Annotated in this window: 1 protein-coding gene (cut by a window edge); it reads right to left on the minus strand. The window is 73.4% G+C overall.

Features of this window, described 5'->3' with window-relative positions:
- On the minus strand, positions 1–13,472 hold the 3' end of the coding sequence (locus tag ACFQRF_RS03725) for an ADP-ribosyltransferase (RefSeq protein ID WP_379868782.1). It continues 53,617 nt past the right edge of the window; 13,472 of the gene's 67,089 nt are visible here — the last part of the coding sequence; the start codon falls outside the window, past its right edge — the gene reads right to left on this strand; the stop codon is at positions 1–3.

Consider the following 13,472-nt stretch of genomic DNA (forward strand, 5'->3'; position numbering starts at 1 on the left):
TCAGTTTCCACTGTTCCCGCCGTTCAGCGCCTGCGCAAAAATTTCCGCCATGCTCTTCGGCTCGGAGCTCGCGGGCTCGGAGCCGGACCCGGAGTATCCGCGGTCGGCGTCGCCGAGCGGGTGGGGGCGCCAGCCGGGGGGCGGCTCCCAGGACGTGGGGACGATCTCGGCCTCGATGAACCACGTCGGGGCGGTGCCGAGGCTGGACTCGGCCGGCCGCTGGTAGGCGGCGTGCACCACGGCCTTGAAACCGCGGGGCAGCAGGATCTCGCGCTCCAGAGGCCCGTAGCTGGAGATGCGCATGACGTTGAGGCCCGGGAACCCGCGCGGCACGCGGTAGACGATGTAGGCGTCGCGGTCGACCGCGGTACGCGTGCCCACCGAGGTGGACGCGTAACTGGCGTCCGCGAAGGTGGTGCCGACCAGGAGCGGCAGCAACTCGTCGACGGAGCGGTCGGAGCCGGGGAAGCGCTGCGCCACCATCCGCTCCAGGAACCCGGACTCGACACCGCGGTGCAGCAGGATCGGTTCCGGCATCCGCGAGTGCTCGATGGCCATGTCCATCCGGTCCACGTGGTCCAGCAGGTCCGCCTCGGCGCCGGGCTCCACGACGCCGTCGCGCAGCCCGTCCTTGAACCACTGGTACCTGCCCTCGGTGTACTCCGCCACGGTGTCCTGCAGTTCCGGGGGAAGCAGCTGCCACGGCAGGCCGTCGCGGACTCCTTCGGTCGGCAGGTTCTCGTCGGCCCACCTGACGGCGTCGTCGTCGCTGTCGAACCGGAGCGCGTCGCCCATGCCGGCGCCCGGCGACTCGCCGGGGTCCCCCTCCCAGTCGAACGGCGGCGGCACCGAGTCGCGAATGTCCGGCGTGGCCTGATCCGGCTCGCTGTCCGTGTCCCCGAGGCCGCCGAGGTCATCGCCCTGCTCCGCCGCGGGCTGGTGCGAGACGTCGGTGGGGTGCGGTCGCGCCCCCGATGATTCGGCCGGTGCCGTACTCCCGGCCGGATCGGTGACCGCCAGGTTCACCTGGACCTCGGGGGCGTTCCGCCACTCCCGCAGCAGGGCGTCGCCGGACCGCGTCGCGGCCGGAACGTCGCCGTCGCCGGTCCCGCTCGCGGGGCCCGCCGGGACCGCGGCCCGGTCGGCGGGAACGGCGGGGCCGTCCTGCCGGCGGTCGCCGCTCCCGGTGTCGGGGACGGCCGGGGCGGGGCGGACCGGGGTGCCGTCGGTGTCGTAGGTGCCGCCGTTCTGGGTGAAGCGTTCGCGGGCCTGGTCGAGGTGGGTGCGGGCGCGCTCGGCCTCGGCTTGGGCGCGGGCCATTTCCTCTCGCGCGGTTTCGGTGCCGATCCGGCTGCCGTGGGCGTCCTGCATGCGGGCTTGGGCGAGGTCGATCTCGGCTTGGGCGGCGGTGACGCGGCGCTGGGCGGCTTCCACGAGTCCGCCGAGGTAGGAGGGGTCGTCCTCGGTCAGGCCGAAGTTGGCGCGGGTGGTCTCCAGGTCGGTCTCGAACCGGACCACCTCGGCCTGGGCGCGGGCCACCTCGGCGCGGGCCTCGTCCACCGGGCGGTCGCCGCTGCCGGCACGGGTGCCGTCGGGCCCGCCGGGCATCGCGGGGCCGGTCGCCGGCACGTCGACGTGCGCCACGTTGACCTGGAGGTCGTGCTGCCCGTCCGCCATCTCCGCGTCGGCGTCCTCGCTCTCGACCCAGTACCCGCGGTCGGCGTCGCCGAGCGGGGCGGGGCGCCAGCCGGGGGGCGGCTCCCAGGAGGCGGGGACGACCTCGGCCTCGACGAACAGCCGCTCCGCGACCTCGTCGCTGCCCGGGAGCGGGACCCGCCTGGAGTAGGCGGCGTGGATCACGAACTTGGTCCCGCGCGGCAGCAGGATCTCGCGTTCGTCGATGCCGAGGGAGGTGATGTCCATCAGGTTGAGGGCGGGGTACCCCTTGGGCGCCCGGATCATGAAGTAGGCGCCCCGGTACATGGGGGAGTTGGGGCCCACGGACGTGGAGGAGTAGCTGTCGTCGGTGAACGTGGTGCCGACCAGGCTTCCGACGAGCTCGGGGAGGGCCGCGTCGAGGTCCGCGCCGGGGAAGCGGGCCCGTACCAGCCGTTCGAGATAGTCGACGAAGACGCCCCGATGCAGGATGACGGATTCGGGGAGCCGGGACCGGGAGATCGCGTCGTCCAGGTGCTGGACCAGCCCGGTGAGGTGCTTCTCGGCGTTGCCCTGTCCCTCCCTCAGCACCGTCCCGTCGCGCAGGGCGGCCTTGACGACCTCGTATCCGTCGCTGCCGTAGTCCTGGACCGCCCGGGTCGCCTCGGCCGGCAGGGCGGGCTTGGGCATGCTCTCCAGGCCCCAGGTGATGGCCTCCTCGTCACTGTCCATGCGGCGGGCGTGCGCCATGCCCATGCCGCCGGGCTCCTCGCCGTTGCCCTGCCAGGGCAGGGCGGGGGGAATCCGCATGGCCCACGGGACCGGCACTCCGTCGCCGGCCAGGACGTCGAGGGCGTTGTTCAGGGCGCCCGAGCGGTGCCACCGGTCCCACTGATCACGGATGATCCGTTCGACCTGCGCGGGTTCGAGGGTGGCGCTGCGGAAGCGGGCGACCACGTCCGGCATGGGCATACCGCGCTGGTGGGCCAGGTAGCCGCTGAACAGTGGCAGGGCGCCGTTGCGGTTGAGCCGTGGGGCGTTCCCCGGTTCGAGCCGCCGCAGTACTTCGCCGCTCAGGTGAGGGGGCACGTTCACCGGCGGGACGCCGCCGGTCCCGGACGATGCCGGCTGCGGGTCCGTGAACGTCAGGTTGACGGCGATGCCCGGATCGTTCAGCCACTCCCGTAGCACGGCGTCGTCGGACCCTCTGGAGGGGACGGTCCCGTTCCGCGGCGCGTCGTCCGTCTCGGCGCCGGTCGAGGACGCCGGCACCCGGCCGGTGGGTGTTTCGGGGCCGGGCCGCTGCCGGACGCCGGTCTCGATGTCGGGCCCGGCGGGGTCGGGGACGGCCGGGGCGGGGCGGACCGGGGTGCCGTCGGTGGTGAAGGTGCCGCCGTTCTGGGCGAAGCGGTCGCGGGCCTGGTCGAGGGCCGACCGGGCGTTGCCGAGTTCGGCCTGGGCGCGGGCCATTTCCTCCCGCGCGGTTTCGGTGCCGATCCGGCTGCCGGGGGCGTCGTCCAGGCGGGCCTGGGCGAGGTCGATCTCGGCCTGGGCGGCATCGACACGACGCTGGGCCGCCTCCACGAGCCCGCCGAGGTAGGAGGGGTCGTCCTCGGACAGGCCGAAGTTGCGGCGGGTGTCCTCCAGGTCGGACTCGAACCGCACCACCTCGGCCTGCGCGCGAGCCACCTCGGCGCGCGCCTCGTCCACCGGGCGGTCGCCGGACGCTGCGTCGATCCGGCCCGTCGCCGACGGAGCCTCGTCATGGACGCCCGGCCGCTCGCCCGGAGCGGGGTCAGTGAAGGCCATGTTGACGTAGTAGGAGTCGCCCATGGGCTGCGGGTAGCCGCGGTCGGCGTCGCCCAGGGGAGCGGGCCGCCAGCCGGCGGGGGGCCGCCAGCCGGTGGGCACGATCTCGACGTCGAGGAACCACGCCATGACGTCGCCCTCCGGCTCGCTGATCCGGCGCCGGTAGGCGCCGTGCACGACGAACGTGCTGCCGCGTGGCAGCAGGATCTCGCGCTCGATGTCCGCGTGCCTGGAGAGCGGCATGACGTTGAGGGCCGGATATCCCCGGGGAACGCGGTACATGAGGTAGGCGGGGCGATGCACCCCGGCGTTCGACCCGATGGACGTGGACGCGTAGCTGTCGTCGGTGAAGGTGCCGCCCACCAGGCCGGTCATCATCTCGTGGACGGTGAGGCCGTCGGCGTTGGGGAACCGCGCCGCCACCATCCGCGCGATGAAGTCGTCGTCGACGCCGCGGTGCAGGATGACCGCTTCGGGCGTCGCCGAGTGCTCGATGGCCATGTCCAGCCGGTCCACGAGGTTGAGGAACTCCGCCTCCGAGCCGGGCGGGATCGTGCCGTGCCGCAGCCCCTGCTTGAGGACGACGTAGGCGTCCTCGGTGTAGGCGATGACCGCGTCTTCGAGATCCTGGGGCAGGAGGTGCAGCGGCCGGCCGGCGTCGTCGAGTCCGATGACCGGCATGTTGCGCAGGGCCCACCTGATGCCGTCCGTGTCGCGGTCGAACCGGAGCGCGCCGCCCATGCCGGCGCCCGGAGGCTCCTCGGGGGACCAGTTCGAGACCGTCGGCGGTGGTACGTAGTCGCGGATGTCCCGTGGCCGCTGCGGCGCGGCCATGTTGACCTGGACGGTCGGGTCCCGTTGCCACTCCGCGAGCAGGGCGTCGGCCCGGGCGTCGGTCGCGGTGTGCTCCGGTCCGGCGTCAAGGGCCGAGGGCGCCGGAGCCTGCGGGGCGGACGTGGCGAGGGGGTCGCGGTCGCCGGTGCGGGTGTCGGGTTCGGCGGGGTCGGGGACGGCCGGGGCGGGGCGGACCGGGGTGCCGTCGGTGTCGTAGGTGCCGCCGTTCTGGGTGAAGCGTTCGCGGGCCTGGTCGAGGTGGGTGCGGGCGCGCTCGGCCTCGGCCTGGGCGCGGGCCACCTCGGCGCGCGCCTCGTCCACCCTGTTGACGTCCGGGCCGACGGGCTCCGGGGGCGGCTGGGTACCGGTGGCCGGCGGATTCTGCTGGTTCCCGGCGCCGGTGGCGTTCGCCAGTTCCTTCAGGGCGGTGCCTAGCGCGCCGCTGGCCCGCCAGTGGTCCCATGCCTGCCGGAGCCGGTCCCGCACCTCGTCCGGGGTGAGGCTCTGCAGCACGCCGTTGACCTGCCGCATGATCCGGCCCACGTTCTCGCCGACCTGCTCCATGCTGTGGCCGCGCACGTGGTGGTCGTGGTAGGCGGCGAGGAAGTCGACCGCCTGCTGGGCGCTGCCCGCCAGCTGGGGGGCGTCCTGGTGCAGCGGTGCGCCGATGCGGTCCCGGGCGTCGTCGGACAGGTCGGCGATGCGGACCGGAGTCTGATACGGCGTCGGCCCGCCGGAGCCGTGAGCGAGCCACGGCCGGATGAAGGCGCTGATCTGGTCGATGTGGTGCTCACGCGGCCCCACGAACGGCAGGTCCGTTCGCGCCATGATGTTCGTGGGAGCGGTATCCGCGCGGGAATGGTCGGGGCGCAGGCGGAAGACGCCCGGGTCCTGCTCCGTGCTGTTCTCCGCGTACTCGTCCGGGACCCCGAGCATGTGCAGGAACTCGTGGACCAGGACCGTTGGATCGGCGTCCACCGCCCACGAGTTCTGGTCGCTGCGCGGGATGACGTTGTTCACCGTCGGCAGCCAGACGACCTCCTGGTGGATCCGGCCGGTGACGCCCGGATCGTCGGCGTTCTCGAACGTGAAGTGCAGCTGGTCGCCGGGCGTGCCGTCGAGGTTGCGGACCCGGAACTTGCCGTTGAGCAGTTCGTCCACGCGCTGCCGGAAGGCGGCCAGACGCTGGTCGATCACCGCGGGGTCCGTCCCGTTGGCGTGGAACCTGGCGCGCAGGACCACCTCGGCGAGGTGCGTCGGCCCGCCCGGCGTGCGGTGCGCGTCGGGGATCGGGACCCGCCGGATGTCCATGTGGGGGCCCAGCTCGTACCGGCGGAAGTCGGTCGCGAGCACGTACTGCGGAACGTCGGGCGGGTTCCCCGGCACGTTGATGGCGTTGGGGTCCGTGAGTACGGTGCTGCGCCCCGGAACGGCCGTACGTTGGACCTCGTTACCCGGACCGCGCATCACACCGGAGGCGTCGTGCGGCGTCCCGATCGTGGTGAGCGGAGCCTGGGCCCGGGCGTTGTCCCGCTCCTCGGCGGACCACTGGCCGGGGGTGACCAGGCCCTCGTGGACCCGGGCCGGAGTGCTGGTGGACGCGGCGGTGATCCGGGAGATCCGGGACAGCGAGACGGCGGTCACCCGGGGCCGGTACGCCGACCGGTCCGGCGGTTGCATGCTCTCGCGCTCCGCGTCCATGACGCGCGACTCGGCCCGCATCGTCGTGACCGCCGCCCGCATGGCCTCGGCCTCCGCCCGCAGCGCCCGGGAGTCCGTGGACGTCGAAGGGGGCGGCGGCGCCGGCGGGAGCGGCACCCCCAGGTTGGCGAGGGCCTCGTCGTGGTCGGTCACGGCCGCCGCGTACTCGGCCTCCGCTTCGGCGTGCCGGATCCGGGCCTCCTCCAGCCGGGCCCGGGCCTGCTCCAGCAGGGAGTCCGCCCGCGTGCGGAGATTCTCGGCCTCGGCCCGCAGGTCCTGGGCGTCCGTCTGGAGAACGTCGGCCTCCGACCGCTTGGCCTGCGCCTCCGCGTGCCCGCCGTTGGCCTCCAGGTCGTCGGCCTGGGCGCGCAGGATCCGCTCTTCCGCCTGGTACGCCTGAGCCTGCAGCTCCTTCTCCTCGGCCCGCGCCCGCTCGGCGTCGCCCTCCGCGCGCAGGTCCTGGGACTCGATCCGCAGGTCCTTGGCGTCCGTCCGCAGGTCGTCGGCCTGCGTGCGCAGCAGCCGGGCCGACCACCACTTCGGTTCGTTCGGTTGCGGCTGCGCGCTGAGCTTGGCGAGGGTCTCGGCCCGCCGGCTCCTGATCTCGTCCCACCGGGTCCGCTCCTGGGGCTGCCGGACCTGCTCCTCCGCCCGCCGGGCCTGGGACTGGACCGACTCGGTGAGGCCGAACCAGGACAGCACCTCCGGGCCGGCCGTCGTGTGGCCGGGACGCCCGGTGGCACCGGCGGGCGACGGCGCCTCCCACTCCAGGCGGCCGTGGAAGGAGAAGGCGTCGGGCAGGTCCGCGAGGTCGCCCACCTCCACGCGCAGCCGCACCTCGGACCCGTCCCGCAGCGTGTACGGAACGCGCCGGGTGCCGCCCGTGCCATCGGGGATCTCACGTCCGTCGTTGATCACGGATTCCAGATCCGCCACCAGTCGGCGTTCGGCCCGGTCGATGGTGCCGGCGTCCACTCCGGGGGGCCGCTCGCCGCGCAGCAGCCGCACGATGACCTCGACGGACGTCCGGGTGACCTCCCTCGTCTCCTGGCGGACCTCCGTGGTCTCCTGTCCGTTCTCCGCGGTCTCCGTGACGACGATGTCCGTCGTCTCCCGGACGACCTCGGAGGTGCGGCGCCATTCGAAGCGGGGGTCAGGGTCCCCGCCGAGGAAGATCTCGCGCTGGCTGATCCGGGCGGGCAGCGTCGTCCCGTCGTCCGTCGTGACGGAGAACGCCCGTGACTGCCCCGGCCGGCTGCCGAACCGGTCGGACATCGCCTCGGACAGTGGCACGGCGTGCTTGACCGGGTTCACGACGCTCGCCCAGCCCTCCGGCGGCGCGGCGTACCCCTTGCTGCCGAGCCGCTCCAGCGCCTCCAGCAGGGCGCCGCTCTCCCGCCAGTAGGCGGTGACCTCGTGGAACCGCCGTTCGGTGACCTTGTCCCCTGGGAGGAGCACGTCGAGGCTGCGGCCCTTGACGTGGTGCTCGTAGTAGACGTCCAGCAGCTTCTCCGCCTGGTCGGGGCTGAGGCCGTCGCGTCCACCGATCACCGGCGTCTCGGCTTGCGTGGTCTGGGGGGCCGGGGCGGTGGGACCGGTCTGCTGGGTCGGCGTCCCGGCCGGCGCGAGCGGGGGTTCACCGGGCGCGTCCGTCCGTGGCGGGGCCGGGGTGCCGGTAGCGAGCGGACCCGGCCGCGATGCCGGGGCGGACGTGGTGCTGACACCATGCGCCGCGAGGTCCTCCAGGGCGGTCTTCAGCTTCCCGGCCGACCGCCACTGCTGCCACGTGTACAGCAGCAGGTCGCGGTGCTGGTCCGGGGGGAGGTCGCGGTAGCCGCCGGCGGGATCCGGCACCTCGATGGGCAACAGGTTGCCGATGACCCGGTCCAGGTCGTGGCCGCGCACGTGGTGGTCGATGTAGGCGGCCAGGAAGTCCAGCGCCATCTCGGTGTCGCGCACCATGTCCCCCGAGCCGGTCCGCAGCCGCCTGCCGATGGCCCACTTGACGTCCTCGGGCAGGTCGGTGACGCGGACGGGCGCCCGGTACGGGACGGGTCCGCCGGTGTCGCCGGTGGGGCGGTCGAGCGCGGGCCGGGTCAGCTCGCTGATCTGGTCGACGTGGTGCTGGCGGAGCCCGGCGAACGGCAGATCGGTCCGCGCCATGATGTTGGCGGCGGAGAGGTCGACCCGGGATTGGTCGGGGCGGTTCCGCAGGACTCCCGCGTCGTCACCGCGCTCTGCGTACTCGTCCAGGAGCCCGAACAGGTGCAGCGTCTCGTGGACGAGGCTCTTGAGGGGTCCGTTCGGCGCCCAGGAGTTCTGGGTGTTCTTGCCGGGCCGCCAGACGATCTCATCGTGGATCGGGCCGGTGACGCCCGGATCGTCGGCGTTCTCGACGGTGAAGTGCAGCTGGTCGCCGGGCGTGCCGTCGGGGTCGGTGGCCCGGTACCGGTCGTTCAGCGTCCGGTCCAGCTCCGCGCGGTACTCGGCGAGGCGTTGCGCGAGCTGGGCGGGGTCGACTTCGTCGGCGAGGAACCTGGGCTTGTTGGCGTGGAACCTGAGGCGGAGCGTGATCTCGCGGACGTGGGATGGACCGCCCGGCGTGCGCAGGTGTGCGGGGATCTCGATCCGGCGGACCTCGAAATGGCGGCGGGTCCGGAACGCGACGAAGTCCGCGCCGGCCGGGACGGCCCTGTTGAGCGCCTCGGCGTAGCTGAGGTCGATGCCGGACGTGTCGCGGCGGGAGCCGATCTGGGTGACCGGGGCCTCGGCGCGGGCCCGGGCCCACTGGCCGTCGGGCCACTGCCGGGGGTGGGCCAGCCCCTCGTGGACGCGGGCCGGAGCACTGGTGGACTCGGCGGTCAGATGGGAGATCCGGGACAGTGAGGTGGCGGTCACCCGGGGCGGGTGGAAGGAAGCGACGTCGTCCCGCAGGTCCGGGTCCCGCATGCCCATGTGCAGGGACTCGGCCACCACGGACGCGATCTCCGCCCGGATGGTCCGGGTCTCCGCCCGCAGTGCCTCGGCCTCCGCCTGCCGGACGTCGGCGCCCTCGGGGGGCGGTGACGGGAGCGCGTCGTGTCCGGCCTGGGCCTCCTGCTGCCTGGCCTGCGCCTCTTCCAGCGTCGCGTGGGCCTCGTCGAGCCGGGCCAGTGCGTTCTCGATGTCGCCCTGGTCCCGCAGGCGCTCGGACTCCGCCCGGAGGTTCGCCGCGTCGTTCCGCAGCTCCTCGGCCGCGACGCGGGTGTTCCAGAACTCCCGCCAGGCCGGGTCGTTCGTGGTCGGGGGCGCGCTCTGGCGGGCCTCCTTCTCCGCCCGGCGGGCCTGGCTCTCCGCCTGCACGGCGGCGTCCTCCGCCCGGTTGGTCCGTGCCACCTCCCGCTCGGTCTGGGACTCCGTGGACTCGGTGAGGCCGAACCAGGAGAGCACGTCGGGCACGGCGGTTCCGCGGTTGCGGACCGCGTCGGCGGTGGCCGGGCGCGTGTCCCACTCAAGGATGCCGTGGATCGAGTCGGAGCGCTGTCCCGGATCGGTCAGCTCCACGCGCAGCCGCAGCTCCGAGCCGTTGCGCAGCGTGGCGGGCATCCGCTCGGCGGTGCCGGGGATGCGGCGCCCGTCGTTGATCTCGGACTCCAGGTCCGCGACGAGCCGCCGCTCGGCCTCGGCGACGGACTCCGGGGTCATCCCGGCGGGCGGCCGGCCGCGCTCCAGCCGGAGCACGGCCTCGGTGGTGTCCCGGCCGTCCCGGGTCGTCCGGTGCCACTCGAACCGCGGGTGCTCGGGCAGACCGTCGGTGCGCGGTCGCTGGGTGATCCGCGCTGCCAGCGGCGAGCCGTCGCCGGTGCGGACGGGGACGTCGCGGGACTGCCCGGGCCGGCTGCCGAACAGTTCGGCGAGCCGGGACGGCACCGGCATGGTGCGCCGGGTGGGGGCGACGATGCTCTCCCAGCCGCCGTCCGGTGGCCGGAGTCCCGCCTCGCCGAGGTTGCGCAGCCCTTCAAGGAGGGCGCCGTTCTCCCGCCAGTAGCCGACGTGCTCCTGGAAGTCGCGCTCGGTCACGCGGTCCCCGAAGAGCCGGTCGAGGCTCACGTCGTTGACGTGGTGGTCGTAGTAGGCCAGCAGCATCTCCGCCGCCCGGTCCGCGCCGAGTCCGCCGGTCCCGGCGAGCAGCGGGGCGACGGCGCCGGAGGGCACCCCGCCGGCCGGGCGCGTCACCGGGGTGATGGCCGTGCCTCGGTCGGCGCCGGTGGCCCCCTCGTTCCCGGAGGGGGGCGAGGGTGCGTCGCGAGGGGCGTCGGACCGGCTCGGCCCCGCCTGTGCCTCGGGCATGAGGACGTTCCCCTTGACGTCCATGGTCGCGCCGTAGGGGGCGGGGGTCCAGTTGGCGGGTTTGGTCCAGCCGGGCGGCACGAGTTCGGCTTCGATGAGCCAGGACTTCATGCCGTAGGGGTCGGGGCGCTGAGTGACGGCGTGGATGATGAAACTGGAGCCGCGCTGGAGAAGGACTTCGAGTTCGTCCTGGCCGTTCGTGGCCGTCTTCTCCGCGTTCAGCGCCGAGAATCCGGCGGGCGCCCGGAACATGATGTAGATCTGGCGGCTGGCGTAGTCCGGGTGCGGGACGGCCGAGGTGGAGATGTACCCGGCCTCGGTGTGCACCTTGCCGACCAGGCTCTGCATGGATTCGGGGCTGCGCAGCAGGGCGCCCATGCGGCCGGCGAGGTCGGGGTTGGCGCCGTGGAAGAGCAGCACGGATTCGGGCAGCCGCGACTGCTGGATGGCGGTGTCGAGGTTGCTGACGGCGGCGCGCATGGAGTCGGTCAGCCGGTCGAAGTTCTGGCCGAGGTCGCGGTTGATGGTGGAGCTGCCGTGGGCCCGGTAGTAGCGCACGTAGGCGCGCTGGTCGTCGGTGAGCTGCGGTACCGGGAAGCGCCGGTCCAGCCAGGTGCGTGCCTCGTCGCGAGTGAACGGTGGGCGTCCCGCGCGCATCCCGGAGCCGCCGCTGTCCGGGACGGCCATGTTGACGCTGAGGACCGGGTCGCGCTGCCAGTCGCGCAGGTGGGCGTCCGCCCGTGCGTCAGAGATGGGGCGCCCGTCCCCGGTGGCCGCCTCGGTGACGGAAGGGGTGGGAGTCGCGGCGGCGGTGCCGGTCCTCGGGCGATCGCCGGTGCCGGCGTCGGGTCCGGCGGTGCCGGGCACCTCGGGGGCGGGGCGCACCGGGGTGCCGTCGTCGTTCCATGTGCCGCCGTGCTCGGTGAAACGGTCGCGGGTCCGGTCGAGGTGGGCGCGGGCGTTGTTGAGTTCGGTCCGGGCGCGCGCCATTTCGGCGCGGGCGTTCTGGGTGCCCATCCGGCTGCCGCGGGCGTCGTCGAGGCGGGTCTGGGCGAGGTCGATCTCGGCCTGGGCGGCGGTGACGCGGCGCTGGGCGGCCTCGACGAGTCCGCCGAGGTAGTAGGGGGCGTCGTCGGCGAGCCCGAAGTTGGTGCGGGCGTCCTCCAGGTCGGTCTCGAACCTGGCGACGTCGATCTGGGCGCGGGCGACCCGTTCGCGCGCCTCGTCCACCGGCCGGTCGCCGCGGCCGGTGTCCACCGGGCCGGTGCCCGGAGCGTCGACGTGCGCCACGTTGACCTGGAGGTTCGGGTCGCGCTGCCAGCCGTGCACGTCGGCGTCGCCGTGCGGCACGAAGTCGTCCACCATCGGGGACTCGTCCGCCGAGTCGGTCCCGGAGTCCGACCCGTCCTCGTCCTCGCGGCCACCGATCCGGTCCCAGTACCCGCGGTCGGCGTCGCCGAGCGGCGCGGGGCGCCAGCCGGGGGGCGGTTCCCAGCCGGTGGGGACGATCTCGGCCTCGACGAGCAGTATCTCCGTGATCTCGTCGCTGCCCGGGAACGGCATCCGCCGCGGGTAGACGGCGTGGATCACGAACTTCGTCCCGCGGGGCAGCAGGATCTCGCGTTCCTCGGTGCCGAGGGTGGAGAGGTCCATGAGGCTGAGGCCGGGGTACCCCTTGGGCGCGCGGATCATGAGGTAGTTGTCCCGCTGCATGGGGGAGTGGCTGCCGAGCGACGTGGAGGAGTAACCGTCGTCGGTGAACGTGGTGCCGACCAGGCGCTCGGCGAGGAAGGAGAAGCCCGATTCGAGGTCCGCGCCGGGGAAGCGGGCCGTCACGAGCCGTTCCAGGTAGTCGTCGCTGACGCCCCGGTGCAGGATGAGCGCCTCGGGCAGCCGTGACTGGGCGATCGCGTCGTCCAGGTGCTGGACCAGCCCGGTGAAGTAGTTCTCGGTGTCGGTCCGGTCCATCCCCATCTTCGGGATGTTCAGGTCCCTGTCGCGCAGGCCCTGCTTGACGACCTCGTAACCGTCGCGGGTGTACTCCTCGACCGCCGAGATGTGCTCGGGCTCCAGGCGAGGTCTGGGCATGGCCTCCAGCGCCCAGTCGATCGCCTCGTCGTCATCGTGGAAGCGGAGCGCGCGGGACATGCCCACTCCGCCGGGCTCCTCCCCGTTGCCCTGCCAGGGCAGGGCCGGGGGGACGCGCATGGACCAGGGGACGGGGACACCGTTCTCGGCCATGACGTCCAGCGCCTGGGTGAGGGCGTCCGAACGGTGCCAGCGGTCCCACTGCTCCCGGATGATCCGTTCGACCTGCGGCGGTTCCAGCGAGGTGCTCCGGAAGTGGGCGACGATCTCCGGTATCGGGACACCGCGCTGGTGGGCCAGGTAGGCCGTGAAGAGCGGCTGCACGCTGTTCGGGTTCAGCCGCGGGTGGACGGCCGACTCCAGCGGCCGCAGGACGTCGCCCCGGATCGGCGAGGGGACCCGGGCGGGCGCGTCGGGAGCGTCCGCCATGGCGGCGTCGGAACGGCTGTCCGGGGAGGCGGCCGACTCGGTGCCGGACTCGCCGTCGGTCTCGCTACCGGACTCACCGTCGCTCTCGTCCTGGTACCCCGCGTCGGCGTCCCCGAGCGGCGCGGGCCGCCAGCCGGGGGGCGGTTCCCAGCCGGTGGGGACGATCTCGACCTCCGCGAACCACACGTTCTCGCGGCGCCGGTCCTCGGTGAGGACCGCCTCCCGCTGGTAGACGGCGTGGAAGACGAAGCGGGATCCGCGGGGCAGGATGAGTTCGCGCTCGTCGTAGCCGTACTGCTGGGAGTACCGCATCGCGCTCAGCGCCGGGTAGCCCTGAGGAGCGCGGATCAAGAAGTACATGCTGCGATCGGTGGCCGCGTTCGCGCCGATGGACACCGAGGTGTAACCGTGGTCGGTGAAGGCGCGGCCCACGAGGGCGTGCATCGACGCGGGATCGTCCAGGTCCGCCCCGAGTGAGTCGATGAATCTATCCCCGACCGCGCGATGCAGGATGACCGGCTCCGGGAACGCCGACTCGGCGATCGCCGAGTCGAGGGCGGCGATCTGGCGGGCGAGCTCGTCCGCGTCGTCGGGGACCTCGTTGAACCGCAGCGCGTCGTTGATCG

This window comes from Marinactinospora rubrisoli (assembly GCF_042664915.1).
GTDB lineage: Bacteria > Actinomycetota > Actinomycetes > Streptosporangiales > Streptosporangiaceae > Marinitenerispora > Marinitenerispora rubrisoli.